Below are 26,355 nucleotides of genomic sequence, written 5' to 3'. Positions count from 1 at the left end.
TACACATCCGCGTGTCCGGGCAGTGGACCCACCGGACGGGCGCCTGGCTGCCCCCACAGCCAGGCGGTCCGGGGAGCTCAGTTCAGCGTGAACCAGGCCGCCCGGGCCTTCTTCCACTCGGGGTGGGTGAGGTCCTTGGCCTCGGTGCCGTCCCCGTACAGGTCGGCGGAGCCGCTGTCGGTGATCAGCTGCACGCGCGCGCCCGCGACCGACAGGTCCGGGACGTCCACGATGGCCTCCCAGCCGCCCGGGTCGGTGGTGGGCAGGTCGGCCCGCTTGACCGGGGCGTGGCCCGCGATGCCGTCCCACTGGTAGAGGGCGTAGGGGTCGGAGTTGTCGTCCGCCGCCCAGGAGCCGGCCAGGATCAGGTACTGGTCGGCCGCGTTCTTGCGGATGTCGCGGATCGCGAGACCGCCGAGGTCGAGCTCGATGCCCGCGCCGAAGGTGGCCTTGGCTCCGGTGGAGAGCACCTTGTCGAAGTTGGTCACCGGCACGACCAGCGCCTTGCCGCCGGGCACGGCCGGGGCCAGCGGGGCGCGGAAGCCCAGGTAGGCGGTGGTGGTGGAGCCCGGCGCGAACTCCAGGCCCTCCACGTTGAACCCGTCGATCTGCTTGGGCGCTTCGCCGTCGGCGGTACCGGCCGCGAAGCCGTAGCGGTTCCCGTTCGCCGTGTCCCAGGCCACCAGGTCGTCGCGGAGCTTCTTGTACGAGCGCCCGTACGCGAGCTGCGTACCGGACCCCGAGCCGCTCAGCGTGGTGGTGAACACCGTGTTGCGGGGCGCCTTGTACTCGCCGTCCTTGTTGTTGCCGAGCGAGCCCGTCCAGTAGATGGTGTTGCCGACCAGGGTCGCCCCCTCGATGTCCACCTCCTTGCTGACGCCGAGCTGCGAGCTGAAGTCCCAGGTCCGGACCGGGGCGGCCGAGCGGGAACGGTCGTACAGGCGCAGCACGTTGCTCTCGTCGTCGGCGACCACCGTGTAGCCGCCGCCGACGTCCACGGCGGCCGAGGAGTCGGAGGCGCCCGTGAAGTAGCGCGCGTCGGCCGGGTTCTGCACGGCGGGAGAGGCGGCGTAGTACAGGGTCTTGGTGGCGGTCTTGCCGCCCAGCCCGGTGACCTTGACGGTGAGGTTGGTGTAGCCGCGCCCGCGGGCGGTGACGGCCAGCCGCCGTACGGCGCCGGCCCCGGTGACGCTCACGTCACCCGTCCCGGCGACCGAGGTCTTGCTGGAGGCGGAGGCGCTGACGGTGAGCGCGGAGACGTCCGCGCCGCTCTGCGCCACGGTCACGTCCACCGTCGGGTCGCCGGTCGCGCCGACGGCACCGGACAGGTACGAGGCGGACAGGGCGATGGTGGGCGTGCCGTACGAGACGGCGTGCGCGGACACCAGGGGCGTACCGGCGAGCATCAGGGCCGCCATGCCCGCGATCCCGAGCTTCTTGTACGTCCGCCGCGTCTTCTGTGCCTGCTGGGAATTCAACGGGTGCCTCCACGAATCGTGCCGAGCGTGAACCATGCGGACCGGGACTTCTTCCACTCCGGGTGGACGAGGTCCTTGGCCTCGGTGCCGTCGCCGTACAGGTCGGCGGAGCCGCTGTCGGTGATCAGCTGGACGCGGGCGCCGGGCACCCGCAGGTTGGGTACGGAGACCACGGCTTCCCAGCCGCCGGGGTCGGTGGTGGGCAGGTCGGCCCGCTTGACCGGGGCGTGGCCCGGGACGCCGTCCCACTGGTAGAGGGCGTAGGGGTCGGAGTTGTCGTCCGCCGCCCAGGAGCCGGCCAGGATCAGGTACTGGTCGGCCGCGTTCTTGCGGATGTCGCGGATCGCGAGGCCCCCGAGGTCCATCTCGACCGGTTCGCCGAAGAGCGGCCTGGCCGTACCGGCCACGACCTGGTCGATGTTGGTGACGGGCACGATCAGCGCCTTGCCGCCGGGCACCGCGGGCGCCAGCGGGGCGCGGAAGCCCAGGTAGGCGGTGGTGGTGGAGCCCGGCGCGAACTCCAGGCCCTCCACGTTGAACCCGTCGATGCTCTTCGGGATGCGGCCCGCCGCCGTGCCCGCCGCGAAGCCGTAGCGGTTCCCGTTCGCCGTGTCCCAGGCGATCAGGTCCTCGCGCAGGCCCTTGTAGGCGGAGCCGAAGACCACTTCGGTGGCGGCGCCCGTCCCGGTGAGCCTGGTGGTGAAGACGGTGTTGCGTTCGGCCTTGTACTTGCCGTCCTTGTTGTTGCCGAGCGAGCCCGTCCAGTAGACGGTGTCGCCGACCCGGGCGGCGGCCTCGATGTCGGCTTCCTTCTTGATGCCGAGCGCGGGGCCGAGGTCCCAGGTCTTCACCGGGGCGCCCGAGCGGGAACGGTCGTACAGGCGCAGCACGTTGGTCTCGTCGTCGGCCACCAGCGCGTAGCCCCCGCCCACGTCCACGGCGGCCGAGGCATCGGCGGAGCCGGTGAGGTAGCGGGTGCCGGGGGCGCCGGAGCCCACCCGCGCCGAAGCGGCGTAGGAGAGCGTGGCCGTGGCCGTCCGGCCGCCGCGGCCGGTCACCTGGAGCGTCAGGTCGGTGTAGCCGCGGCCGCGGGGGCGGACGGTCAGCTCGCGGGCGCCGCGGCCTGTCCGCTCGATCCGCACGTCGCCGGGGGCGGCGACCGCCGGGTTGCTGGAGGAGAGGACGGTGACCTTCAGGAAGGAGGCCGGTATCCCTTCCTGCGCGATGTCCACGCCGACGCCCGGGTCGCCGATCGCGCCGACGGCACCGGACAGGTGGCCGGAGGAGAGCGCGATGGTCGGTGCGGGGACGGCGTCCTGCGAGGCGTACGACGCGGGCGCGGTCAGCCCCGCGACCAGCAGGGCCGCGGCCCCGGCGGCTCCCACGGCACCGAAACGGCGTGCCGGTGAAGAACGAACGGTCACTGGTGGTCCTCTCGTGTGCGCCGCCGTGTTGTGGCGGCCGTCGAGAAGATTCGGCCACCGTGGCCAACTCCCGGTGCACGCGGCCCGTCCGCCGGGAAAACAGAGGACCCCCGGCACACCCGTGCCGGGGGTCCTCTGTTCACTCAGCCGTCGGACGGCCGTCGATCTCGGATCAGACGTTGAAGCCGAGCGCGCGCAGCTGCTCGCGGCCGTCGTCCGTGATCTTGTCCGGGCCCCACGGGGGCATCCAGACCCAGTTGATGCGCAGCTCGTTGACGATGCCGTCCGTCGCCGACTTCGCCTGGTCCTCGATGACGTCCGTCAGCGGGCAGGCCGCCGAGGTCAGGGTCATGTCGAGGGTGGCGATGTTCGCGTCGTCGACGTGGATGCCGTAGATCAGGCCCAGGTTGACGACGTCGATGCCCAGCTCGGGGTCGACCACGTCGTAGAGGGCCTCGCGGACCTCTTCCTCGGTGGCCGGCTTGATGGACGCCTCGGGCGTCGCGTTCTCGGTCATGCCGTCTTCCTCTCGGCGTCGCCCAGTGCCTGGGCGGTCGCGTCCTTCCACGCCATCCAGCTCAGCAGGGCGCACTTCACCCGGGCCGGGTACTTGGAGACGCCGGCGAACGCGACCGCGTCCTCCAGCACCTCCTCCATGGCCTCGTCGGGCTCGATCTTGCCCTTGGACTGCATCAGCTCCAGGAAGACTTCCTGGATCTTGCGCGCCTCGCCCAGCTCCTTGCCGACGAGCAGCTCGTTCAGTATCGACGCGCCGGCCTGGCTGATGGAGCAGCCCTGACCCTCGTACGAGATGTCGGTGAGCCTTTCGCCGTCGTACTTCACGCGCAGGGTGATCTCGTCACCGCACGTCGGGTTGACGTGGTGCACCTCGGCGTCGCCGTCGCGCAGGCCTCGCCCGCGCGGGTGCTTGTAGTGGTCCAGGATCAGTTCCTGGTACATCGATTCCAGCTTCACTGCGTCCTCGTCGTCCTCGTCGCCCTGGTCAGCCGAAGAAGTTCCGTACGTGCTCCAGCCCGTCGATCAGTGCGTCGACCTCGGCCGGAGAGGAGTACAGGTAGAAAGACGCTCGCGTCGTCGCCGGAATTCCGTACCGGAGGCAGACCGGGCGGGCGCAGTGGTGACCCACGCGGACCGCGATGCCCTGCTCGTCCAGTACCTGGCCGACGTCGTGCGGGTGGATGTCACCGAGCACGAAGGAGATCGCGGCGCCGCGGTCCTCGGCCGTGGTAGGGCCGATGATGCGCAGGTCAGGGACCTCCGAGAGCCGCTTGATCGCGTACTCGGTGATCGCGTGCTCGTGCGCGGCGATCTTGTCCATGCCGATCGCGGTCAGGTAGTCCACGGCCGCGCCGAGGCCGACGGCCTGGGCGATCGGGGGCGTACCGGCCTCGAACTTGTGGGGCGCGGGGGCGTACGTCGAGGAGTGCATCGAGACGGTTTCGATCATCTCGCCGCCGCCCAGGAAGGGCGGCAGGTCCTCGAGCAGCTCCTGGCGGCCCCACAGGACGCCGATGCCGGTCGGGCCGCACATCTTGTGGCCGGTGAAGGCCACGAAGTCGGCGCCGAGCGCCTGCACGTCGAGCGGCATGTGCGGAGCGGCCTGCGAGGCGTCGATGAGCACCAGCGCGCCGACGTCCTGGGCGCGCCGGACGATCGCCTCGACCGGGTTGACCGTGCCCATGATGTTGGAGACCAGCGTGAAGGAGACGATCTTCGTCTTCTCCGTGATGACCTCTTCGATGTTGGACAGGTCGAGACGGCCGTCGTCGGTGAGGCCGAACCACTTCAGCTTCGCGCCCGTGCGCTGCGAGAGCAGCTGCCACGGCACGATGTTGGAGTGGTGCTCCATCTCCGTGATGGCGATCTCGGTGTCGCGGTCGACCCGGTAGGGCTCGTCCGCCCAGCCGAGCATGTTCGCGACCAGGTTGAGCGACTCCGAGGCGTTCTTGGTGAAGATCACCTCGTTGCGGCTCGGCGCGTTGATGAAGGCGGCGACCTTGTCGCGGGCGCCCTCGTACAGCGCCGTGGCCTCCTCGGCGAGCACGTGCACGCCACGATGGACGTTGGCGTTGTGCTGCTCGTAATACTCGTTCAGCGCGTCGAGCACCTGGCGCGGCTTCTGCGAGGTCGCAGCGTTGTCCAGGTAAACGATCTTCTTCCCGTCGTGGACCACACGATCCAGAAGGGGGAAGTCCTTGCGGATCGCCTCGATGTCGAGGAGGCCAGGCAGCTGTGTCACGCGGTCGCGCCACCCTTCGTGCTGTAGGACTCGTAGCCTTCGGCCTCCAGCTTGTCGGCGAGCTCGGCGCCGCCGGACTCGACGATGCGGCCCTCGGAGAAGACGTGGACGAAGTCGGGCTTGATGTAGCGCAGGATCCGCGTGTAGTGCGTGATCAGCAGGGTGCCGGTGTCGCCGGTCGAGTGAACGCGGTTGACGCCCTCGGAGACCTGGCGCAGAGCGTCGACGTCGAGGCCGGAGTCGGTCTCGTCGAGGATCGCGATCTTCGGCTTCAGGAGCTCCAGCTGCAGGATCTCGTGGCGCTTCTTCTCACCGCCGGAGAAGCCCTCATTGACGTTGCGCTCGGCGAAGGCCGTGTCCATCTGGAGCTGCTCCATCGCGGACTTGACCTCCTTCACCCAGGTACGCAGCTTCGGCGCCTCGCCGCGGATGGCGGTGGCCGAGGTGCGCAGGAAGTTGGAGACCGAGACGCCGGGGATCTCCACCGGGTACTGCATCGCGAGGAACATGCCGGCGCGGGCGCGCTCGTCGACGGACATCTCCAGGACGTCTTCGCCGTCCAGGGTCACGGTGCCCTTGGTGATGGTGTACTTCGGGTGACCGGCCAGCGCGTACGCGAGGGTGGACTTGCCGGAGCCGTTCGGACCCATGATGGCGTGCGTCTCACCCTGCTTGATGGTGAGCTCGACGCCCTTGAGGATCTCGCGGGCGCCGTTCTCGGCCTCGACGGAGACGTGCAGGTCGTGGATTTCAAGCGTTGCCATGGATACCTCAGGACTCCTGGGTGAGGGAGACGAACACGTCGTCCCCTTCGATCTTTACGGGGTATACGGGGACGGGGCGCGTCGCGGGCAGGCCGGACGGCTTGCCGGTGCGCAGGTCGAAGGCCGAGCCGTGCAGCCAGCACTCGATCATGCAGTCTTCGACCTCGCCCTCCGAGAGCGAGACGTTCGCGTGCGAGCAGATGTCGTTGATCGCGAACACCTCCCCCTCGGCGCGCACGATGGACACCGGCGTGCCGTCGAGTTCGACCCGCTTGGGGGCGTTCTCCTCGAGCTCGCTCAGCGCACAGGCCTTGACGTAGGTCATCAGACGGACGCCTGCAGCTCGGTTTCGATCTTCGCGAGCAGTCGCTCCTCGATGTCGTCGACACCGATCTGCTGGACGAGCTCGGCGAAGAAGCCGCGCACGACCAGACGGCGGGCCTCGTCGGCCGGGATGCCGCGCGACTGCAGGTAGAAGAGCTGCTCGTCGTCGAAGCGGCCGGTCGCGGAGGCGTGGCCGGCGCCGACGATCTCGCCGGTCTCGATCTCCAGGTTCGGCACCGAGTCGACCCGCGCGCCGTCCGTGAGGACGAGGTTGCGGTTCATCTCGTAGGTGTCGGTGCCCTCGGCGGTCTTCTCGATGAGCACGTCACCGATCCAGACGGCGTGGGCGTCCTGGCCCTGGAGCGCGCCCTTGTAGACCACGTTCGACTTGCAGTGCGGGGCCTTGTGGTCGACCAGGAGGCGGTGCTCCTGGTGCTGGCCGGCGTCCGTGAAGTACAGGCCGAAGAGCTCGGCCTCGCCGCCGGGGCCCGCGTAGTTCACGCGCGGGTGGAGGCGTACGAGGTCGCCGCCGAAGGTGACCACGATCGACTTGAAGGTCGCGTCGCGGCCGATCAGCGCGTTGTGCTGGGACACGTGGACGGCGGTGTCGTCCCAGTCCTGCACGGAGACGACGGTGAGCTTGGCGCCGTCGCCGACGAGGAAGTCCACGTTGGCGGCGCGCACGCCGTCACCGGTGTGGTCGATGACGATGACGGCCTCGGCGAAGGCCTTCACGTCGAAGACGGTGTGGCCGAAGGTGGTGCCGCCCTCGCCGTGCAGCGAGACGCGCACGGGCTCGGTCAGGACGGCCTCCTTGGGCACGGTGACGACCGTGGCCTTGGCGAAGGACGAGAACGCCTGGGCGGCGATCCGGTCCACCGGGGTGCCGGCCTTGCCGATGCGCGCGTCGCCGCGCTCCACGGACTCGATCGTCACGCCCTCGGGCGCGTCGATCTGGGCCTTCATGGTGCCGTTGGCGACCGCGGTGCCGTCGTGCAGGCCCTTGAGGCGGGCGAGCGGCGTGAAGCGCCACTCCTCCTCGCGGCCGGTGGGCACGGGGAAGTCCGCCACGTCGAAGGACGGGGGGGCACTCATCCGGGTGGCGACGGTGGACTCGGCGGCCACCGCGATCGCGCCGGCGGTGGTCGACCCCGCCGGAATGTTCTGAGCCTCAGCCATGGCTGTCGTGTTGCTCTCTTCCTTAAAGAATCTGCTGTGGGACGTCGGGCGGGCCGGACTAACCGACCGAGCCCTCCATCTGCAGCTCGATCAGCCGGTTCAGCTCCAGCGCGTACTCCATCGGCAGCTCACGGGCGATCGGCTCGACGAAGCCGCGCACGATCATCGCCATGGCCTCGAACTCCGTCAGACCGCGGCTCATCAGGTAGAAGAGCTGGTCGTCGGAGACCTTCGAGACGGTGGCCTCGTGGCCCATGGACACGTCGTCCTCGCGGACGTCCACGTAGGGGTAGGTGTCCGAGCGGGAGATCGTGTCGACCAGGAGCGCGTCGCACAGCACGTTGGACTTGGAGCCGTGGGCGCCTTCGCCGATCTCGACCAGGCCGCGGTACGAGGTGCGGCCGCCGCCTCGCGCCACCGACTTGGAGACGATGTTGGAGGAGGTGTTCGGCGCCATGTGGACCATCTTGGAGCCGGCGTCCTGGTGCTGGCCCTCGCCCGCGAAGGCGATGGAGAGGGTCTCGCCCTTGGCGTGCTCGCCCATCAGGTACACGGCCGGGTACTTCATGGTGACCTTGGAACCGATGTTGCCGTCGATCCACTCCATGGTCGCGCCCTCGTACGCCACGGCGCGCTTGGTGACCAGGTTGTAGACGTTGTTCGACCAGTTCTGGATCGTCGTGTAGCGGCAGCGGCCGCCCTTCTTCACGATGATCTCGACCACGGCGCTGTGCAGCGAGTCCGAGGAGTAGATCGGGGCGGTGCAGCCCTCGACGTAGTGGACGTAGGCGTCCTCGTCGACGATGATCAGCGTCCGCTCGAACTGGCCCATGTTCTCCGTGTTGATACGGAAGTAGGCCTGGAGCGGGATGTCCACCTTGACGCCCTTGGGGACGTAGATGAACGAGCCGCCCGACCACACGGCGGTGTTCAGCGAGGCGAACTTGTTGTCGCCGACCGGGATGACCGTGCCGAAGTACTCCTGGAAGAGCTCCGGGTACTCCTTGAGCGCGGTGTCCGTGTCGAGGAAGATGACGCCCTGCTCCTCCAGGTCCTCACGGATCTGGTGGTAGACGACCTCGGACTCGTACTGGGCGGCGACACCGGCGACGAGGCGCTGCTTCTCCGCCTCGGGGATGCCGAGCCTGTCGTACGTGTTCTTGATGTCCTCCGGCAGGTCCTCCCAGGAAGCGGCCTGCTTCTCGGTGGAACGCACGAAGTACTTGATGTTGTCGAAGTCGATGCCCGAGAGGTCGGAACCCCAGTTGGGCATGGGCTTCTTGCCGAACAGCTTGAGGCCCTTGAGACGGAGGTTCAGCATCCACTCCGGCTCGGACTTCTTCGCCGAGATGTCGCGGACGACCTCCTCGGACAGGCCTCGCTTGGCGACCGCGCCGGCCGCGTCGGAGTCGACCCATCCGTATTCGTAGGTGCCCAGGCCATCGAGCTCAGGGTGAGCAGTCTCCGTGGTCATGCGGGGTTCCTCCCGGCCGTACTTGCAGATACTGATGTGTCGGTCTGTGCGGCGCCTGCGGCACCGGCGCCGCTTCCGCTGCGCGGAATGAACGTCGTGCACACCCCGTCGCCGTGGGCGATCGTGGCGAGTCGCTGCACATGCGTCCCGAGCAAGCGGGAGAAGACCTCGGTCTCCGCCTCGCAGAGCTGCGGGAACTGCTCGGCGACGTGTGCGACCGGGCAGTGGTGCTGGCAGAGCTGTTCACCGCTGTGCGGACCGGGAGCGCTCTTCGCCGTAGCAGCGTACCCGTCTCCGGTCAACGCCCTGGCAAGGGCCTCCGTGCGGTCCGCGGGGGCCGCGGCCTCCACGGCTTCCCGGTAGGTCTCCGCCTGTGCCGCCAGCCTCGCCTTCGCGAAGGCCGTCACCGCCGCCTCCCCCTGCTCGCCGCCACCGGCCGCCTGCGCGATCCAGCGCATGGCGTCAGCGGCGAGCGAGTCGTAGGACTGGTCGAAGGCGTCACGGCCGCAGTCGGTCAGCGCGAAAACCTTGGCGGGCCGGCCCCGGGTCCGCGCACCGTACACGCGCTGCTCACGGGGTTCGACCACGTCGTCGGCGACGAGCGTGTCGAGGTGGCGGCGGACGGCGGCCTGGGTGAGGCCGAGACGCTGGGCGAGGTCGGCGACGGTGGAGGGACCGTGGTCCAGGATCGACCGCGCGACCCGGTTGCGGGTTGACCGCTCCCCGGTCGCGAGTTCGCCCTGGGGGGCCTCGCTCATCCGTTCGCCGTATTTCACAACGCCATTGTTGCGTAATTACTCGGGCCGCGACAAGCCGTGATGGAGACCACCTCCGGTGGCCTCCATCACTAAGGGTTACCTAATTTATCCACGCAGAGTTAAACGGAAGTGGGCTCTCCGCCTTCTCGCAGGGCCCCTCCGGTGAACCAGTAAACGGCTCCCACCAGCAATCCTCCGCCCACGATGTTCCCCGGCACGGTGAACATCAGGTTCCGGAAAAGATCACCGAAACCGGCTGAGCCATCGAGGATCGCGAGGCTGAAAACTGCCATGTTCGCGACGCAGTGTTCGAATCCGACGGCGACGAAAACGGCCACCGGCAGCCACAGGACGAAAATCTTGGCCGCATCGCCGCGGGCCCGGGTGAACATCCAGATGGCCAGGCAGACGAGCATGTTGCAGAGCACCGCGCGCCAGAACAGCTGGCCGCCGCTCAGGGCCGTCTTCCCGTGCACCATCTCGCCGAGCATGGTGCGGGCGGAGGGCGAGGAGGCCACTCCCGAGGCGTGCACCATGGCACCGAAGGCGAAGGCCCCGACCAGGTTCCCGGCCAGCGAGAGGGTCCAGGAGACGATCAGGTCCCGGGGGCCGGTGCGCCCCGACAGGGCGCCGACCAGCATGACCATCACATTGCTGGTGAAGAGCTGGGCGCCGGCGAACATCACGATGGTCAGGGCGATCGGGAAGACCGCGCCCTCCAGCAGTTTCACGGCCGGCGAGCCCTTGGCCACGAACGGCGAGATCGCGACGAGGAGCAGCACCTCACCGACCGCGATGTAGGCGCCCGCGAGCATCGCCGACACGAAGTAGCGCGGCGGATGCGCGAGGTCGTGCGCCTTGTGCTCGGCCTGCCCCGAGGTGGCTTCGACGTTCTGAGCGATGCTGTTCACCATTCGACGTTAGGTCCCGGCCCCCGCCCGGCCCCGACGAAAAGGTCATGAATGCACAGGTCGGTGACCCCGCCGGGGCAGGACCTACGACCCCACCCCGGGGACCTCCCACGGCTCCGTAGACTCACTCCCCATGAGCAACGACCCCGCCGTGGAAATCCGCGGACTGGTGAAGCGGTACGGCCCCAAAACCGCGGTGGACGGCCTGGACCTCACCGTCCGGAGGGCCTCGGTCACCGCAGTCCTTGGTCCCAACGGCGCGGGCAAGACGACCACTGTGGAAACCTGCGAGGGCTACCGGCGCCCCGACGCCGGATCCGTCCGCGTCCTCGGCCTGGACCCCGTCACCCAGGCCCACGCCCTGCGCCCGCGCATCGGCGTGATGCTCCAGTCCGGCGGCGTCTACTCCGGCGCCCGCGCCGTGGAGATGCTGCGCCACATGGCCAAGCTCTACGCAGCCCCCCTGGACGTCCCCACCCTGGTGGAACGCCTCGGCCTCGGCAGCTGCGGCCGCACCCCCTACCGCCGGCTCTCCGGCGGCCAGCAGCAGCGCCTGGCCCTCGCCATGGCCGTCGTGGGCCGCCCCGAGCTGGTCTTCCTGGACGAGCCGACCGCGGGCCTCGACCCGCAGGCCCGCCGCGCGACCTGGGAACTCGTACGGGAACTGCGCGCCGACGGGGTCACCGTCGTCCTCACCACCCACCACATGGACGAGGCCGAGCAGCTCGCGGACGAGGTGGCCATCGTCGACGCCGGCAAGGTCATCGTCCACGGCACCCCCGAGCAGCTGTGCCGGGGCGGCGCCGAGAACACCCTGCGCTTCACCGGCCGCCCCGCCCTCGACCTCGCCTCGCTGCTCAAGGCGCTGCCCGACGGCACCCAGGCCGCCGAGCTCACCCCCGGCACCTACCGGGTCACCGGCGGCGTCGACCCCCAGCTGCTGGCCACCGTCGCGTCCTGGTGCGCGCAGCACGGGGTGATGCCGGACAGCCTCTCGGTGGAGCGGCACACCCTCGAAGACGTCTTCCTCGAGCTCACGGGCAAGGAGCTGCGCGCATGAGCGCCGGTACGTTCACCCCGAACCCGGGGGCGGCTCCCGTCTCCCGCATGATCATGGCGCAGACGGCCCTGGAGACCCGGATGCTGCTGCGCAACGGGGAGCAGCTGCTGCTGACGGTGATCATCCCCTCGCTGCTGCTGGTGCTGTTCTCGGCCGTGGACATCATCACCGTGCCCGTCGAAGAGGGCGGCTCGGGCAAGTCCGTGGACTTCCTGGCCCCCGGCATCCTGGCGCTGGCCGTGATGTCCACCGCCTTCACCGGCCAGGCCATCGCCACCGGCTTCGACCGCCGCTACGGGATCCTCAAGCGGCTCGGGGCCTCACCGCTGCCGCGCTGGGCGCTGATGGCCGCCAAGACGCTGTCCGTGCTGGTCACCGAGGTGCTCCAGATCGCGCTGCTGACGGCGATCGCCTTCGCCCTGGGCTGGTCGCCGCACGGGAACCCGCTGTCGGTCGCCGCGCTGATCCTGCTCGGCACCGCCGCCTTCTCCGGACTCGGCCTGCTGGTGGCCGGCACCCTCAAGGCGGAGGCGACCCTGGCCGCGGCCAACCTGGTCTTCCTGCTGCTACTGGTCGGCGGCGGGGTGATCGTGCCGCTGGAGAAGTTCCCCGGAGCCGTGCAGTCCGTCCTCGGCCTGCTCCCGATCTCCGCGCTCTCCGACGGGCTGCGCGAAGTGCTCCAGCACGGGGCCGCGCTGCCCTGGGGCGACGCGGCGATCCTGGCCGGCTGGGCGGTACTCGGTCTGGGCGCCGCCGCGCGGCTGTTCCGCTGGGAGTGAATCCCTTCCCCTGAGCGTTGTCGGGGCAGGAGGATGAGCGCCTCCACACGACACGCACCACAGACGCCGGGGGGCGGGCATGGCGCAGCGGGAGGCCGTTCTGCGGCTGGACGAACAGTGGGCGCGGGTCCGGTCGGGCGCGGCGCAGGCGGAGCCCGCGGAGGCCGACGCCCTGCTGGCCGAGCTCATCGGAGCCCTGCGCGAGCCGGCCGCCACCGACGCCGAGTGCGCGGCCCGGCTGGGCCTGCGGCTGAGCGACCTGGCGGCCCGCCGCTTCGCGGGCGGCGACCGCGGCGGCGCCCTGGCCGCCATCGAGGAGGGGCTGCGGTTCTCGCAGCAGGCGGCCGCGCACTCCGCCGAGTACGCCCGCTGGTACGCCCGGGGTCTGATCAACCAGGGGGTCTGGCTCTCCTGGCCCCTCAGCGACGGGGAGCGGCTGCCCCGGCACCCCCTGGGCCCCGGTTCCGAGAACGGCCCGAGCGCCATGGAGCGGGCGGCCGGCGAGCGCGCCCGGGACCTGACGCGCGGGGCCGTGGAGGTCTGGGCGGCCCTGGACCAGGAGGATCCGGTCAATCAGCGGGGCCTCGCGCAGGCGAAGGTGTTCCTCGGTGACCGGCTCGCGGAGCTGGGACTGGCCGAGGACTCGGTGGCCTGGGCGGTGGACGCGGAGGGCTCCTTCCGGCGGCTGCTGCTGGCCGGCCCCGGTTCGGACGAGTCCCAGGAGGCCGAGGAGGCCCTGGACCACATCGGCCGCCAGCTCGAACTGCGGCTGCGCTTCCTGACCTTCGGTTCCCTGGTGGCCCTGCGCTCGCGGGGGCTGCTGCCCGAACGGCTGCTGCCCCAGGCCGTGGTGGCCGCCCGGATCCAGGGAGTCCCCGAGCCGGAGATCGCCGCCCGGCTGCGGCTGGAGGCCGATCAGGTCCGCACGATGCTGGAGGTGACCCCCTGGTTCGCGGTGTGGCGCGTCGAGGTCCGCGGCTCCGACGGGTTGTGGAACGTACAGCCACATCCCTGGCACAGCGGTGCGGAAGCGAGAAACAGGACAGCGGAGGACGTAGGCGCCGAATTGGTACGGGGCTTCGCGGCCTCGCCCGACTACCCGGGCGATGGCGCGCATTGGCGGATCCGCGTCTGGTGGCACTCGGAGGGCGAACCGGCCGGAGCCCGGTTCCGGCTGGTCATCGGCCCTGAGGCACCGGCCGCCACCCCCTCGTGAAACTTTGCACAAGTGTCCGCGTACGATAAGGGCCGTGTTGACCCCCCTCTCGTATCTCGCCCGCCGCTGGACGCCGTCACCCCGGACCGTCCAGCGGGCCGCGTTCGCAGCGGTGCTCATGAGCGTCGTCATCGTCGTCACCGGCGGTGCGGTGCGGCTGACCGGATCCGGCCTCGGCTGCGACACCTGGCCCAAGTGCACCGGCGACAGCCTGATCGTGACCCAGGAGCAGGGCTTCCACGGCGCCATCGAGTTCGGCAACCGCATGCTGACGTACGTGCTCTGCGCGGCCGTTGGCTGGGCGATCACCGCCGCCCGCTGCGCCAAGCCGTGGCGCCGCTCGCTGACCCGGCTCGGCTGGCTCCAGTTCGCCATCGTGATGGGCAACGCGGTCCTCGGCGGCATCACCGTGCTGACGGGGCTCAACCCCTACAGCGTGGCCGGGCACTTCATGCTCGCCACCTCGCTGATCACCGTGACGACGATCACCTGGCAGCGCACCCGCGAGGGTGACGGCCCCGCGCGGCCGCGCGTGCCCTCCCCCGTACGCAAGCTCGCGTGGGCCCTGGTCGCGGCCACCCTCGTCCTGATCGCGGCGGGCACCGTGGTCACCGGTTCCGGACCGCACGCCGGAGACAGCAGCGAGATCAAGCGGATGCCGTTCGACTGGTCGGCCACCGCCCACGTCCACGCCTTCTCCGCCTGGGTGGTGTGCGCGCTCGGCATCGCCATGTGGCTGGTGCTGCGCGTGGTCGACGCCCCCGCCGACACCCGGGCGCGCGCCCGGGACCTGCTGATCGTGCTGCTCTCCCAGGGCGCCATCGGCTACGTCCAGTACTTCACCAAGGTTCCCGAGGCCCTGGTCGCCGCCCACATGCTCGGCTCCTGCCTGGTGTGGATCGCGGTGCTCCGGGTCGCGCTGAGCCTGCGCGAGCGCCCGGCGGAGCAGGCCGGGATCCCGGCCCAGGCCGACGCCCGGCTCGCCGCGGTCTGACGCGCGGACGTGGCTTCGGACGTACCTTCCGGGCGTCAGCACGGGACAGCGGCCGCGGACATCGAGCCCGGACTGCATCCCCGGACTGCATCCCCGGACTGTAGCCCCCGGCGTCAGCCCCGTTCGTCCAGCCGGTAGACGCGGCGGGCATTGCCCGCCGCGACCATCGCCGCCACCCGCTCCGCGTCGCGCCAGGACCAGGACCCGTCGGCCACCCAGCCGCCGAGGACCCGGCCGAGCGCCTCCCGGAAGGCCAGCGCGCCCACCGCGTGCAGTTCGGGCAGCTGCCGTCCGCCGCCGGCGAACATCAGTTTTCCGAATGGCGCGGTCTCCAGGCACTCCGCGAGCACCGCGGCCGCCCGCGCGCCGGAAGCCCCCGGTGCCGCGCCCACGTCGGCGTGGACGTGCGGGAAGAACGCGGCCAGCCGTGCCGCCTGCCGGTGGTGGGGGTACCCGCCGAGCAGCACCAGCCGTACGCCCGTGCCCGCGGTCTCCCGCATGAACCGGGTCAGCCGCTCCGGTTCCCCCGATTCCCCGCCCGTGTGCAGCTGGAGCGGCAGCCCGGACGCCACCGCGCTCCACGCCAGGTGCCGCAGGAGTACGGGATCGCGTACGGCCCCGCCCTTGTCCCGCCCGGCCAGCCACCGCGCGGCCGCGCCCCGCACCTCCCCCGGACCGGGCGGCTCGGGCCCGGCCTCCAGGGCTGCGCCCCAGGACCGCGCCGCGGAGCCGGAGCGGGGGCCGGAGCCGGATCCGGAGCCACAGGTGAAGGCCACGGCCCCGGAGGCCGCGTGGTGGACGGCTCCGGCGAGGTTGGCCAGGAAGGCGGCCACGGTCCCGGAGGTGTCGGCCGCCTGCTCGGCCAGCAGCTCCAGCCCGGCCAGCTCGAAGGTCTCCGCGTCACCCGCCAGGGCCAGCTCCTTGGTCCCGGTGAGGTCCCCGGGCACGGCCGTGTCCACGAGCCGGGTGGCGACCCCGGAGCCCCTCAGCAGTCTGCGGGCCGTCTCGGCCGCGCCCAGCTCGCGCCGCCGGGCGAGGTAGCGGACGGGCGCGCAGTGCGGTTCGAGGCCGAGCAGCGGGGGGCACCAGCGGCGCAGCGCGAAGCCGGTCTGGCTGTCGAAGAAGGTGGTGCCCGCGGCGGGCGGGCCGGCCGAGGCGGTCAGCTGGGCCTCGAAGGTGGCGAGGCCGAGCTCCGTGCGGAGCACTCCCTGGCAGTACTGGTCCACCAGGGGCGGCGTTTCGATCATCCGGGCATCCCGTTGCGGACGTGGGGAAGGTGCTTCCACACGTCCTAACGGGTGAGCGGGGTGTGAGGTGTTGCTCGCGCTGTTGACCGATAGGGTGACGCGGCAGCGATCAAGCCGTTCAACGGCCGGGATCAGGCCGCCGGGTTCGCCGGTCCGCCGAGCTGGATTCCGGCCATGCGGGTCCACTCGTACGGGCCCGTCCTGACGCGCGCGGCGAACTCGCCGTCGAACTCCTCGTGGAGGGTCAGCCCGGCCTTGCCGGCCGCGAGCCGCGCGGTGTCGTAGGTCGGGGCCACCAGGTCGCCCCAGCCGCCGTCCGTGCCCACGAGGACGATCCGGGTACCGGCCTGGCCGATGTGCGCGAGCTGGCCCTCGGCGCCGCCGTGCTGCCTGGCGAACGCGCCGATCTGCTTGGCCAGCTTCGCGGCCGTACGGTCCTGCTTCTTGTCCGCCGTCGCGGCGGTCTCCTCGGTGTCTGCCATGGAAGGCATGCTACCGGCCGGTAATGAGCGGAGGAAGGACGAACGGGGGAAGGATCGCCCGGCGAAGGGCCGGCCGGGGAAGGATCAGCGCAGGAAGGGGTCCACGGCCACGGCGACGAAGAGCAGCGAGACGTAGGTGATCGACCAGTGGAACAGCCGCATCTCCTTGAGCTTCGCGCCCGTCACACCCGACTTGGCCCGCGCGTTCAGCGAGTGCGCCTCCCACAGCCACCAGCCGCCGGCCACCAGCGCGACCGAGGTGTAGAACCAGCCGGTGTACCCCAGTGGGGTCAGCAGCAGCGAGACCGCCACCATCACCCAGCTGTAGAGGACGATCTGCTTGGCCACGGCCTTGTTGCCCGCCACGACCGGCAGCATCGGCACGCCGACCCGCGCGTAGTCGTCCTTCACCTTCATGGACAGCGGCCAGTAGTGCGGCGGCGTCCAGAAGAAGATGACGAGGAAGAGGATGACCGCGGCCCAGGAGACCTCGTTCTTGACGGCCGACCAGCCGATGAGCACCGGCATGCAGCCCGCGATGCCGCCCCAGACGATGTTCTGGGAGGTGCGCCGCTTCAGCAGCATCGTGTAGACCACGACGTAGAAGAGGAGGGCGCCGAGCGAGAGCGCCGCCGACAGCCAGTTGATCAGCAGGCCGAAGAACAGCGTGGAGACGACGCCCAGCGTGATGCCGAAGACGAGGCACTCGCGGGGGCTGACCATGCCGGTCACCAGCGGGCGTCCCGCGGTCCGGTCCATCAGCGCGTCGATGTCGCGGTCGATGTACATGTTCAGGGCGTTGGCGCCGCCCGCGGACAGGTAGCCGCCGAAGCAGGTCGTGAGGACCAGCCACAGTGACGGCACGCCCCGTTCGGCGAGGAACATCACCGGGACCGTCGTGATGAGCAGCAGCTCGATGATCCGAGGCTTGGTCAGTGCCACGAATGCCATGGCCCGGGCCCCGAACGGCCGGTGACCGGAGCTCGTCCCGAGCACTCCCGCTGGACGGGAATCGACGGCCGTCACGCACACCCCTGAGAGAGAATCCAGCAAGTCCGACGCGGGCCCTTTTAAACATGAAGGCCCGGTAAAGGCTTGCGCGTACCACGCCACTCTAGACGTAGCCATTGGCTCGCCCCGCGCGGGGGTCACCCCGTGTTGGTCCGATCGGCGCTCAGACGTCACAAGCGGACCGCGGGTACTCGAATAGCTGCACGCTGTGGCGGGGGTAGGCTCGGAATCGCGCCGGTGCACCGTTCGTCACCGGGACTAGACATGTGGAGAGGAGCCCTGACCCACGGTGAGCACCAAGCCGACGACCACAGAGCTCGACTGGACCGAACTGGACCAGCGTGCTGTCGACACCGCCCGGATCCTGGCCGCCGACGCGGTCCAGAAGGTCGGTAACGGCCACCCCGGTACGGCGATGAGCCTGGCCCCCGCCGCGTACACCCTCTTCCAGAAGGTGATGCGGCACGACCCGGCGGACCCGGAGTGGGTCGGTCGCGACCGTTTCGTGCTCTCCGCGGGGCACTCGTCCCTGACCCTCTACACCCAGCTGTACCTCGGCGGGTTCGGGCTCGGTCTGGACGACCTGAAGGCCTTCCGCACCTGGGGTTCGAAGACCCCCGGTCACCCGGAGTACGGCCACACGACCGGCGTGGAGACCACCACCGGCCCGCTGGGCCAGGGCATCGCCAACGCGGTGGGCATGGCCATGGCCGCCCGCTACGAGCGCGGCCTGTTCGACCCCGAGGCCCCCGCGGGCGCCTCCCCGTTCGACCACATGGTCTACGCGATCGCGGGCGACGGCTGCCTCCAGGAGGGCATCTCCCACGAGGCGTCCGCGCTGGCGGGCCACCAGAAGCTCGGCAACCTGGTGCTGCTGTGGGACGACAACCACATCTCCATCGAGGGCGACACGGAGACGGCCGTCTCCGAGGACACCCTCAAGCGCTACGAGGCGTACGGCTGGCACGTCCAGCGCGTGGCCCCGCAGACCAACGGCGACCTCGACCCGAAGGCGCTGTTCGCGGCCTTCCAGGCCGCCAAGGCCGAGACGGAGCGCCCCTCCTTCATCGCGGCCCGCTCGATCATCGCCTGGCCGGCCCCGCACGCCCAGGGCACCGAGGCCTCGCACGGCTCGGCCCTCGGCAACGACGAGGTCGCCGCCACCAAGCGCGTGCTCGGCTTCGACCCGGAGCGGACCTTCGAGGTCTCCGACGAGGTCATCGCGCACACCCGCGCCCTCGGCGAGCGCGGCCGCGAGGCCAAGGCCGCCTGGGAGAAGGAGTTCTCCGCCTGGCGCACCGCCAACCCGCAGCGCGCCGCCGAGTTCGACCGCATCAACGCCAACGAGCTGCCCGCGGGCTGGGAGGACAAGCTCCCCGTCTTCGAGACCGGAAAGGGCGTCGCCACCCGCGCGGCCTCCGGCAAGGTGCTCGAGGCGCTCGGCGCGGTCATCCCGGAGCTGTGGGGCGGCTCGGCCGACCTGGCCGGCTCCAACAACACCACCATCGACAAGAACTCCTCGTTCCTGCCGGTGGGCAACCCGCTGCCGGGGGCCGACCCGTACGGCCGCACCATCCACTTCGGCATCCGCGAGCACTCCATGGCCGCGGCCATGAACGGCATCGCCCTGCACGGCCACACCCGCATCTACGGCGGCACCTTCCTGGTGTTCTCCGACTACATGCGCAACGCCGTCCGCCTGTCCGCGCTGATGCACCTGCCGGTGACCTACGTGTGGACGCACGACTCCATCGGCCTCGGCGAGGACGGCCCGACCCACCAGCCGGTGGAGCACGTCGCCTCGCTGCGCGCCATCCCGGGCCTGAACGTGGTCCGCCCGGCCGACGCGAACGAGACCGCCATCGCCTGGCGCGAGATCCTGCGCCGCCACACCAAGGTGTTCGGCAAGGGTGCCCCGCACGGTCTGGCGCTGACCCGCCAGGGCGTGCCGACGTACGACCGCAACGAGGACGCCGCCAAGGGCGGGTACGTGCTCTTCGAGGCGGACGGGGGCGACGCCCGGGTCGTCCTCATCGGCACCGGCTCCGAGGTCCAGCTCGCGGTCGCCGCGCGCGAGGCGCTGCAGGCCGAGGGCGTCCCGGCCCGGGTGGTCTCGATGCCGTCCGTCGAGTGGTTCGAGGAGCAGGACCAGGAGTACAAGGACAGCGTCCTGCCGCCTTCGGTCAAGGCGCGTGTCGCGGTCGAGGCCGGCATCGGCCTGACCTGGCACCGCTACGTCGGCGACGCCGGCCGGATCGTCTCGCTGGAGCACTTCGGTGCCTCGGCCGACGGTGCCGTGCTGTACCGCGAGTTCGGACTGACCGCCGAAGCCGTGACCGCCGCCGCGCACGAGTCGCTCGCCGCCGCCGCGCGCTGACGCCCGTACCCAGACCAGTAGGAGATGCAATTCCCATGACAGACGCACTGAAGCGCCTTTCCGACGAGGGCGTGGCGATCTGGCTGGACGACCTGTCCCGCAAGCGCATCACGTCCGGCAACCTGGCCGAGCTCATCGACCAGCAGCACGTGGTCGGTGTCACCACCAACCCGGCGATCTTCCAGAAGGCGATCAGCGGCGGCGAGGGGTACGAGCAGCAGCTCGCGGACCTGGCCGCCCGCAAGGTCACCGTCGAAGAGGCGATCCGCATGATCACCACGGCGGACGTCCGCGACGCCGCCGACATCCTGCGCCCGGTCTACGACGCGACCGAGGGCCAGGACGGCCGGGTCTCGATCGAGGTCGACCCCCGGCTGGCCCACAACACCCCGGCGACCATCGCCGAGGCCAAGCAGCTCGCCTGGCTGGTGGACCGCCCGAACACGCTCATCAAGATCCCGGCGACCAAGGCCGGCCTGCCGGCGATCACCGAGGTCATCGGCAGGGGCATCAGCGTCAACGTGACGCTGATCTTCTCGCTGGAGCGCTACCGCGAGGTCATGGACGCCTACCTGGCGGGTCTGGAGAAGGCGAAGGCCGCCGGCCTGGACCTCGCCAAGATCCACTCGGTCGCCTCCTTCTTCGTGTCCCGCGTGGACTCCGAGATCGACAAGCGCCTCGACTCCCTCGGCACCGACGAGGCCAAGGCCCTCAAGGGCAAGGCGGCGCTCGCCAACGCCCGACTGGCCTACGAGGCGTACGAGGAGGTCTTCTCCACCGAGCGCTGGGCCGCCCTGGACAAGGCGCACGCCAACAAGCAGCGCCCGCTCTGGGCCTCGACCGGCGTCAAGGACCCCGCGTACAAGGACACCCTGTACGTGGTGGACCTGGTCGCCCCCGGCACGGTCAACACCATGCCGGAGGGCACCCTGGAGGCCACCGCCGACCACGGCGAGGTCTCCGGTGACACCATCCGCGGCACCTACGAGCAGTCGCGCGCCGAGCTCGACGCGGTAGCGAAGCTGGGCATTTCGTACGACGATGTGGTGCAGCTGCTCGAAGAAGAGGGCGTCGAGAAGTTCGCGGTGTCCTGGAACGACCTGCTGAAGTCGACCGAGGCGGAGCTTCAGCGCCTCGCCCCCACGGAGGCCTGAACACTTTGTCTGTAAACGGAGCGAACCCGCTTCGTGACGCACAGGACCGGCGGCTCCCGCGCATCGCGGGGCCGTCCGGCCTGGTCATTTTCGGCGTTACGGGTGACCTGTCGCGCAAGAAGCTGATGCCTGCCGTCTACGACCTCGCCAACCGCGGCCTGCTTCCGCCGGGCTTCTCGCTGATCGGGTTCGCCCGGCGCGAGTGGCAGGACGAGGACTTCGCGCAGGAGGTCCACGACGCGGTCCAGCAGCACGCGCGCACTCCCTTCCGTGAAGAGGTCTGGCAGCAGCTGGTGCAGGGCTGCCGCTTCGTCCAGGGCGACTTCGACGACGACCAGGCGTTCGAGACGCTGAAGTCGACGATCGAGGAGCTGGACAAGGCGCAGGGCACCGGCGGCAACTTCGCCTTCTACCTGTCCGTCCCGCCGAAGTTCTTCCCCAAGGTCGTCGCCCAGCTCAAGAAGCACGGGCTGGCGGACCAGAAGGAAGGCTCCTGGCGGCGCGCGGTCATCGAGAAGCCGTTCGGGCACGACCTGACCAGTGCGCAGGAGCTCAACCAGCTCGTGCACGACGTCTTCCCGCCCAACGAGGTCTTCCGGATCGACCACTACCTGGGCAAGGAGACCGTCCAGAACATCCTGGCGCTCCGCTTCGCCAACACGATGTTCGAGCCGATCTGGAACCGGTCGTACGTGGACCACGTGCAGATCACCATGGCCGAGGACATCGGGATCGGCGGCCGGGCCGGCTACTACGACGGCATCGGCGCGGCCCGCGACGTCATCCAGAACCACCTGCTCCAGCTGCTGGCGCTCACCGCGATGGAGGAGCCCGGCTCCTTCCATCCGAAGGCGCTGGTGGCCGAGAAGCTCAAGGTGCTGACCGCCGTGGAGCTGCCCGAGGACCTGGGCAAGCACACCGTGCGCGGCCAGTACTCGGCGGCCTGGCAGGGCGGCGAGAAGGTCGTCGGGTACCTCGAAGAGGACGGCATCGACCCCAAGTCGAAGACCGACACCTACGCGGCCATCCGTCTGGAGATCAACAACCGCCGCTGGGCGGGCGTCCCGTTCTACCTGCGGACCGGCAAGCGCCTGGGCCGCCGGGTGACCGAGATCGCGGTCGTCTTCAAGCGGGCCCCGTACCTGCCGTTCGAGTCGGGCGCGACCGAGGAGCTGGGGCAGAACGCCCTGGTCATCCGGGTCCAGCCGGACGAGGGCGTGACGGTGCGCTTCGGCTCCAAGGTTCCGGGCACCTCCATGGAGGTCCGGGACGTCACGATGGACTTCGCCTACGGCGAGTCCTTCACGGAGTCGAGCCCCGAGGCCTACGAACGGCTCATCCTCGACGTGCTCCTCGGCGACGCGAACCTCTTCCCGCGCCACCAGGAGGTCGAGCTGTCCTGGAACATCCTCGACCCGATCGAGAAGTACTGGGACACGCACGGCAAGCCCGCGCAGTACCCGTCGGGCACGTGGGGGCCGGTCGAGGCCGACGAGATGCTCGCACGAGACGGACGGAGCTGGCGCCGGCCATGAAGATCGATCTCACGGAGACCAACTCCAGCAAGATCAATGCCGCGATGGTGCAGGCACGCCGGGACCTCGGCACGCCGGCCATCGGCATGGTCCTCACGCTGGTGATCGTGACCGACGAGGAGAACGCGTACGACGCGCTCAAGTCGGCCGGCGACGCTTCCCACGAGCACCCCTCGCGGATCATCGTCGTCATCAAGCGGGCCAGCCGCTCGCCGCGCAGCCGCCGCGACGCCCGTCTCGACGCGGAGATCCGCGTCGGGGCGGACTCCGGCAGCGGCGAGACCGTCGTGCTGCGCCTTCACGGCGAACTGGTCAACCATGCCCAGTCGGTGGTTCTCCCCCTGCTCCTCCCGGACGCGCCCGTCGTCGTCTGGTGGCCGGAGGGCGCTCCGCAGGACCTGGCGGGCGACCCCCTGGGGGCGCTCGGCCAGCGCCGGATCACGGACACGTACTCCGCCGAGGACCCGATCGAGGCGCTCGGCCGCCGGGCGGAGGCGTACGCGCCCGGGGACACGGACCTGTCCTGGACCCGGATCACCCCGTGGCGCTCCATGCTGGCGGCCGCGCTGGACCAGCAGACCCATTCGGTGGCCTCGGCCACCGTCGAGGGCGAGGACGACAACCCGAGCTGCGAGCTGCTGGCCATGTGGCTCGCGGACCGGCTGCAGGTCCCGGTCAAGCGCACCTCCTCGGCGGGCCCCGGGCTCACCGCGGTCCGCCTGGAGACCAAGGGCGGCGAGATCGTCCTGGACCGGGCGGACGGTGCGCTGGCGACGCTGTGCATGCCGGGGCAGCCCGACCGTGCGGTGGCGCTCAAGCGCCGCGACACGGCCGAGCTCCTGGCGGAGGAGCTGCGCCGCCTGGACCCGGACAACACCTACGAGGCCTCGCTGAAGTTCGGCGTGACCCGCCTGCAGGCTCCGCCGGAACCCGCAGCGGCCAAGGCCGAGCCCCCGGCCCCGAAGCCGGCTCCGGCAAAGCCGGCCAAGAAGGCCGCGGCGAAGTAACCCCGACCGCTGCGCGGAGCTCTCCCCGCCCCGCCCTTTCGCCGTTCCCTGGGGCTCCGCCCCAGACCCCGCGCCTCAAACGCCGGCGGGGCTGGATGATGCCGCGCAGCGGCAGATCCAGCCCGCCCGGCGTGTGAGGGCCGGGTCCGGGCAGAGCCCGGTTTCGGGAAGGGGCGGGGTGGGGTCCGGCTCCGCGCAGCGGCATCCGCACCCCGAACTACCGACAAGGCGGCAGCACATGGGCATGACGACACCCCAGGTCGTCGTCCACCGGGACAAGGAGCTGATGGCCCAGGCCGCGGCGGCCCGGCTCATCACGAAGATCGTGGACGCACAGGCCGCCCGCGGCACCGCGTCCGTGGTCCTGACCGGTGGCCGCAACGGCAACGGCCTGCTCGCCGCACTCGCGGCCGCCCCGGCCCGGGACGCGATCGACTGGTCGCGGATCGACCTGTGGTGGGGGGACGAGCGGTACGTGCCCGCCGACGACCCCGAGCGCAACCACGTGCAGGCCCGTGAGGCCCTGCTGGACGCCGTCCCGGTGGACCCCGCGCGGGTCCACGCCATGCCCGCCTCCGACGGCCCGTACGGGGTCGACGTGGACGCGGCGGCCGCCTCCTACGCGGCGGAGCTCAAGGGGGCCTCCGGCCCCGAGGACCACGGGCCGGTCCCCCGCTTCGACGTCCTGATGCTGGGCGTCGGCCCGGACACCCACGTGGCCTCGCTGTTCCCGGAGCACCCGGCGTCCCGCGAGAGCGAGCGCACGGTCGTCGGCGTCCACGGCGCGCCGAAGCCGCCGCCCACCCGGATCTCGCTCACCCTCCCGGCGATCCGGGCGGCCCGCGAGGTCTGGCTCCTGGCGGCCGGCGAGGACAAGGCCGGAGCGGTGGCGATCGCCCTCGGCGGAGCGGGCGGGGTCCAGGCCCCGGCGGCCGAGGCGTACGGCCGCTCCCGGACCCTGTGGCTCCTGGACCGCGCGGCGGCGGCGAAGCTCCCGTCGGCGATGTACCCGCCGGCCTCCGCCTGACCCGTACGACACGACCCGTACGAGACGACCCGTACCACTGGGCCCGTACGACACCGCAGGGCCCGCCCTCCCCACGGAGAGCGGGCCCTGCGGCCGTTGCGGTCAGTGCCGGGTCAGCGGCCCCGGAGCGAGCGGTACGTCGCCACCAGCGCACGCGTGGACGCGTCCAGCCCGGGCACCTCGGCGCCCTCGACGAGGGCCGGCTCGACCCGCTTGGCGAGCACCTTCCCGAGCTCCACGCCCCACTGGTCGAAGGAGTCGATGTTCCACACCGCTCCCTGGACGAACACCTTGTGCTCGTACAGCGCGATGAGCTGGCCCAGTACCGCCGGTGTGAGCTCGGTGGCCAGGATCGTCGTCGTCGGGTGGTTGCCCGCGAAGGTCTTGTGCGGGACCAGCGGCTCCGCGACCCCCTCCGCCCGGACCTCGTCCGCCGTCTTGCCGAAGGCCAGCGCCTGCGTCTGCGCGAAGAAGTTCGCCATCAGCAGGTCGTGCTGGGCCGCCAGCGCCGGGGACAGTTCGCCGACCGGACGCGCGAAACCGATGAAGTCCGCCGGGATCAACCGGGTGCCCTGGTGGATCAACTGGTAGTAGGCGTGCTGGCCGTTGGTGCCGGGCGTGCCCCACACCACCGGTCCGGTCTGCCATTCCACCGGATTGCCGTCACGGTCCACGGACTTGCCGTTGGACTCCATGTCCAGCTGCTGCAAGTACGCGGTGAACCGGGAGAGGTAGTGGCTGTACGGGAGCACCGCGTGCGACTGGGCGTCGAAGAACGCCCCGTACCAGATCCCCAGCAGGCCCAGCAGCAGCGGCGCGTTCTCCTCGGCGGGCGCCGTGCGGAAGTGCTCGTCCATCGCGTGGAAACCGCCGAGCAGTTCACGGAAGGCGTCCGGGCCGATCGCCACCATCAGCGAGAGGCCGATCGCGGAGTCGAAGGAGTAGCGCCCGCCGACCCAGTCCCAGAACTCGAACATGTTGGCCGGATCGATGCCGAAGTCCGCGACCTTCTCGCCATTGGTCGACAGTGCCACGAAGTGCCGTGCCACGGCCGCCTGGTCGCCGCCGACACCCGCGAGCAGCCACTCGCGCGCCGAGGTGGCGTTGGTGATCGTCTCGATCGTCGTGAAGGTCTTCGAGGCGATGATGAAGAGCGTCTGCTCCGGGTCCAGGTCCCGCACGGCCTCGTGCAGGTCGGCGCCGTCCACGTTGGACACGAAGCGCAGGGTCAGGTCCCGGTCGGAGAAGGCGCGCAGCGCCTCGTACGCCATCGCCGGACCGAGGTCGGAGCCGCCGATGCCGATGTTGACGATGTTCTTGATGCGCTTGCCGGTGAAGCCGGTCCACTCCCCCGACCTGACCCGGCCGGCGAAGGCCGCCATCTTGTCGAGCACCGCGTGGACCGCGGGTACGACGTTCTCCCCGTCCACCTCGACGACCGCGTCGGCCGGTGCGCGCAGCGCGGTGTGCAGGACCGCGCGGTCCTCGGTCGTGTTGATCTTCTCGCCGCGGAACATGGCCTCGCGGAGCCCGGCCACGCCGGTGGCCGCGGCCAGTTCGCGCAGCAGCGTCAGCGTCTCGTCGGTCACGAGGTGCTTCGAGTAGTCGATGTGCAGGTCCCCGACCTGCAGGGTGTAGCCGGCACCCCGGCCCGGATCCGCCTCGAACAGCTCCCGCAGATGCGTCTGCCCCAGCTCGTCCCGGTGCTTGCCGAGCGCCGCCCACTCGGGCGTCCGGTTGAGCTTCGTACGGCCCTCCCGTCGCCCGCCACCACCCTCGCTTGACGCGCTTCGCGCGGCGGCCTGGTTTGCATTCATCTCGGACATCAACCCACTTCTTCCGTCCTGTCGTGCCCCGCCGTTCTCCAACCTAAGGGATGGGAAGCGGTACAACC

24 protein-coding genes are annotated in these 26,355 nt (G+C 70.6%); 9 read left to right on the top strand and 15 right to left on the bottom strand.

Going from position 1 to position 26,355, the window contains the following annotated elements; genetic code table 11:
- Nucleotides 1-77: 77 nt before the first annotated feature.
- The 11 genes from OG904_RS24055 to OG904_RS24005 form a co-directional block, all read right to left on the bottom strand.
- Nucleotides 78-1,418, bottom strand: coding sequence for a DUF3616 domain-containing protein (locus OG904_RS24055; RefSeq protein ID WP_405498220.1), 1,341 nt, complete (start codon nt 1,416-1,418; stop codon nt 78-80).
- A gap of 56 nt (nt 1,419-1,474) precedes the next feature.
- Nucleotides 1,475-2,902 (bottom strand): hypothetical protein, encoded by a 1,428-nt coding sequence (locus OG904_RS24050; RefSeq protein WP_405494252.1) that lies wholly within the window; start codon nt 2,900-2,902, stop codon nt 1,475-1,477.
- A 172-nt stretch (nt 2,903-3,074) separates the two neighbouring features.
- Complete coding sequence (locus OG904_RS24045; RefSeq protein ID WP_215020285.1) at nt 3,075-3,419, bottom strand: metal-sulfur cluster assembly factor; 345 nt, start codon at nt 3,417-3,419, stop codon at nt 3,075-3,077.
- Nucleotides 3,416-3,877 (bottom strand): Fe-S cluster assembly sulfur transfer protein SufU, encoded by a 462-nt coding sequence (gene sufU / locus OG904_RS24040; protein WP_405494250.1) that lies wholly within the window; start codon nt 3,875-3,877, stop codon nt 3,416-3,418. The genes OG904_RS24045 and sufU overlap by 4 nt, the downstream gene beginning before the upstream one ends.
- Before the next feature lie 28 nt (nt 3,878-3,905).
- Nucleotides 3,906-5,162 carry a cysteine desulfurase gene (locus tag OG904_RS24035; RefSeq protein WP_405494248.1) on the bottom strand — a complete coding sequence of 419 codons (1,257 nt, stop codon included), beginning with the start codon at nt 5,160-5,162 and terminating at the stop codon, nt 3,906-3,908.
- Nucleotides 5,159-5,926: a Fe-S cluster assembly ATPase SufC gene (sufC, locus tag OG904_RS24030; RefSeq protein WP_327307359.1), complete on the bottom strand. Its 768-nt coding sequence runs from the start codon at nt 5,924-5,926 to the stop codon at nt 5,159-5,161. Before sufC ends, OG904_RS24035 begins: the two co-directional genes overlap by 4 nt.
- Nucleotides 5,927-5,933: 7 nt before the next feature.
- Nucleotides 5,934-6,251, bottom strand: coding sequence for a bifunctional 3-phenylpropionate/cinnamic acid dioxygenase ferredoxin subunit (locus OG904_RS24025; protein WP_405494245.1), 318 nt, complete (start codon nt 6,249-6,251; stop codon nt 5,934-5,936).
- On the bottom strand, nt 6,251-7,429 hold the full coding sequence (sufD, locus tag OG904_RS24020; RefSeq protein WP_405494243.1) for a Fe-S cluster assembly protein SufD: 1,179 nt from the start codon (nt 7,427-7,429) through the stop codon (nt 6,251-6,253). The genes OG904_RS24025 and sufD overlap by 1 nt, the downstream gene beginning before the upstream one ends.
- 58 nt (nt 7,430-7,487) lie before the next feature.
- Nucleotides 7,488-8,903: a Fe-S cluster assembly protein SufB gene (sufB, locus tag OG904_RS24015; protein ID WP_328297992.1), complete on the bottom strand. Its 1,416-nt coding sequence runs from the start codon at nt 8,901-8,903 to the stop codon at nt 7,488-7,490.
- Nucleotides 8,900-9,679, bottom strand: coding sequence for a helix-turn-helix transcriptional regulator (locus OG904_RS24010; RefSeq protein WP_405494240.1), 780 nt, complete (start codon nt 9,677-9,679; stop codon nt 8,900-8,902). The genes sufB and OG904_RS24010 overlap by 4 nt, the downstream gene beginning before the upstream one ends.
- 101 nt (nt 9,680-9,780) lie before the next feature.
- Nucleotides 9,781-10,572, bottom strand: coding sequence for a formate/nitrite transporter family protein (locus tag OG904_RS24005; RefSeq protein ID WP_405494238.1), 792 nt, complete (start codon nt 10,570-10,572; stop codon nt 9,781-9,783).
- A 133-nt stretch (nt 10,573-10,705) separates the two neighbouring features.
- On the opposite strand from OG904_RS24005, the gene OG904_RS24000 reads away from it, so the two are divergent.
- The 4 genes from OG904_RS24000 to OG904_RS23985 all read left to right on the top strand — a co-directional run bounded on the left by OG904_RS24000 (nt 10,706) and on the right by OG904_RS23985 (nt 14,621).
- Complete coding sequence (locus OG904_RS24000; RefSeq protein WP_405494236.1) at nt 10,706-11,632, top strand: ABC transporter ATP-binding protein; 927 nt, start codon at nt 10,706-10,708, stop codon at nt 11,630-11,632.
- The gene (locus OG904_RS23995; RefSeq protein ID WP_405494234.1) at nt 11,629-12,411 is read left to right on the top strand and encodes an ABC transporter permease; all 783 of its coding nucleotides are present in this window, start codon (nt 11,629-11,631) and stop codon (nt 12,409-12,411) included. The genes OG904_RS24000 and OG904_RS23995 overlap by 4 nt, the downstream gene beginning before the upstream one ends.
- Nucleotides 12,412-12,490: 79 nt before the next feature.
- Nucleotides 12,491-13,627, top strand: coding sequence for a hypothetical protein (locus tag OG904_RS23990; protein WP_405494232.1), 1,137 nt, complete (start codon nt 12,491-12,493; stop codon nt 13,625-13,627).
- A 25-nt stretch (nt 13,628-13,652) separates the two neighbouring features.
- Nucleotides 13,653-14,621 carry a COX15/CtaA family protein gene (locus tag OG904_RS23985; protein ID WP_405498218.1) on the top strand — a complete coding sequence of 323 codons (969 nt, stop codon included), beginning with the start codon at nt 13,653-13,655 and terminating at the stop codon, nt 14,619-14,621.
- Nucleotides 14,622-14,734: 113 nt separating this feature from the next.
- Here OG904_RS23985 and OG904_RS23980 read toward each other — a convergent pair whose 3' ends face one another.
- The 3 genes from OG904_RS23980 to OG904_RS23970 all read right to left on the bottom strand — a co-directional run bounded on the left by OG904_RS23980 (nt 14,735) and on the right by OG904_RS23970 (nt 17,376).
- Nucleotides 14,735-15,868 (bottom strand): amidohydrolase, encoded by a 1,134-nt coding sequence (locus OG904_RS23980; protein ID WP_405494230.1) that lies wholly within the window; start codon nt 15,866-15,868, stop codon nt 14,735-14,737.
- A gap of 131 nt (nt 15,869-15,999) precedes the next feature.
- Nucleotides 16,000-16,350 carry a hypothetical protein gene (locus OG904_RS23975; protein WP_405494228.1) on the bottom strand — a complete coding sequence of 117 codons (351 nt, stop codon included), beginning with the start codon at nt 16,348-16,350 and terminating at the stop codon, nt 16,000-16,002.
- 84 nt (nt 16,351-16,434) lie between these two features.
- On the bottom strand, nt 16,435-17,376 hold the full coding sequence (locus OG904_RS23970) for a heme o synthase (protein WP_405494226.1): 942 nt from the start codon (nt 17,374-17,376) through the stop codon (nt 16,435-16,437).
- A 274-nt stretch (nt 17,377-17,650) separates the two neighbouring features.
- On the opposite strand from OG904_RS23970, the gene tkt reads away from it, so the two are divergent.
- From tkt to pgl, 5 genes are all read left to right on the top strand, one after another.
- Entirely contained in the window at nt 17,651-19,738 is a 2,088-nt protein-coding gene (gene tkt, locus OG904_RS23965) for a transketolase (RefSeq protein WP_405494224.1), read from the top strand.
- Between the two features lie 35 nt (nt 19,739-19,773).
- Nucleotides 19,774-20,892 (top strand): transaldolase, encoded by a 1,119-nt coding sequence (gene tal, locus OG904_RS23960; protein ID WP_405494222.1) that lies wholly within the window; start codon nt 19,774-19,776, stop codon nt 20,890-20,892.
- 5 nt (nt 20,893-20,897) lie between these two features.
- A complete protein-coding gene (gene zwf / locus OG904_RS23955) occupies nt 20,898-22,427 on the top strand; it encodes a glucose-6-phosphate dehydrogenase (protein WP_405494220.1) in 1,530 nt (509 codons plus the stop codon).
- Nucleotides 22,424-23,434, top strand: coding sequence for a glucose-6-phosphate dehydrogenase assembly protein OpcA (opcA, locus tag OG904_RS23950; RefSeq protein ID WP_405494218.1), 1,011 nt, complete (start codon nt 22,424-22,426; stop codon nt 23,432-23,434). The genes zwf and opcA overlap by 4 nt, the downstream gene beginning before the upstream one ends.
- Nucleotides 23,435-23,678: 244 nt before the next feature.
- A complete protein-coding gene (gene pgl, locus OG904_RS23945) occupies nt 23,679-24,461 on the top strand; it encodes a 6-phosphogluconolactonase (protein WP_405494216.1) in 783 nt (260 codons plus the stop codon).
- A gap of 113 nt (nt 24,462-24,574) precedes the next feature.
- Here pgl and pgi read toward each other — a convergent pair whose 3' ends face one another.
- Entirely contained in the window at nt 24,575-26,278 is a 1,704-nt protein-coding gene (gene pgi / locus OG904_RS23940; RefSeq protein ID WP_405498216.1) for a glucose-6-phosphate isomerase, read from the bottom strand.
- Nucleotides 26,279-26,355: the final 77 nt, after the last annotated feature.

This window comes from Streptomyces sp. NBC_00096, from assembly GCF_045041305.1.
In the GTDB taxonomy this organism is placed as follows: domain Bacteria; phylum Actinomycetota; class Actinomycetes; order Streptomycetales; family Streptomycetaceae; genus Streptomyces.
Note: the sequence above shows the minus strand (reverse complement) of the source record. Positions and strands in the feature narration are given on the sequence as shown.

Coding starts and splice junctions, on each gene's coding strand:
- pgl (WP_405494216.1), top strand. CDS start 23,679: ATGACGACACCCCAGGTCGTCGTCCACCGGGACAAGGAGCTGATGGCC.
- sufB (WP_328297992.1), bottom strand. CDS start 8,903: ATGACCACGGAGACTGCTCACCCTGAGCTCGATGGCCTGGGCACCTAC.
- sufC (WP_327307359.1), bottom strand. CDS start 5,926: ATGGCAACGCTTGAAATCCACGACCTGCACGTCTCCGTCGAGGCCGAG.
- OG904_RS24045 (WP_215020285.1), bottom strand. CDS start 3,419: ATGACCGAGAACGCGACGCCCGAGGCGTCCATCAAGCCGGCCACCGAG.
- pgi (WP_405498216.1), bottom strand. CDS start 26,278: ATGAATGCAAACCAGGCCGCCGCGCGAAGCGCGTCAAGCGAGGGTGGT.
- OG904_RS23980 (WP_405494230.1), bottom strand. CDS start 15,868: ATGATCGAAACGCCGCCCCTGGTGGACCAGTACTGCCAGGGAGTGCTC.
- OG904_RS23975 (WP_405494228.1), bottom strand. CDS start 16,350: ATGGCAGACACCGAGGAGACCGCCGCGACGGCGGACAAGAAGCAGGAC.
- OG904_RS24055 (WP_405498220.1), bottom strand. CDS start 1,418: ATGGCGGCCCTGATGCTCGCCGGTACGCCCCTGGTGTCCGCGCACGCC.
- OG904_RS23990 (WP_405494232.1), top strand. CDS start 12,491: ATGGCGCAGCGGGAGGCCGTTCTGCGGCTGGACGAACAGTGGGCGCGG.
- tal (WP_405494222.1), top strand. CDS start 19,774: ATGACAGACGCACTGAAGCGCCTTTCCGACGAGGGCGTGGCGATCTGG.
- OG904_RS23995 (WP_405494234.1), top strand. CDS start 11,629: ATGAGCGCCGGTACGTTCACCCCGAACCCGGGGGCGGCTCCCGTCTCC.
- OG904_RS24025 (WP_405494245.1), bottom strand. CDS start 6,251: ATGACCTACGTCAAGGCCTGTGCGCTGAGCGAGCTCGAGGAGAACGCC.
- sufD (WP_405494243.1), bottom strand. CDS start 7,429: ATGGCTGAGGCTCAGAACATTCCGGCGGGGTCGACCACCGCCGGCGCG.
- opcA (WP_405494218.1), top strand. CDS start 22,424: ATGAAGATCGATCTCACGGAGACCAACTCCAGCAAGATCAATGCCGCG.
- OG904_RS24000 (WP_405494236.1), top strand. CDS start 10,706: ATGAGCAACGACCCCGCCGTGGAAATCCGCGGACTGGTGAAGCGGTAC.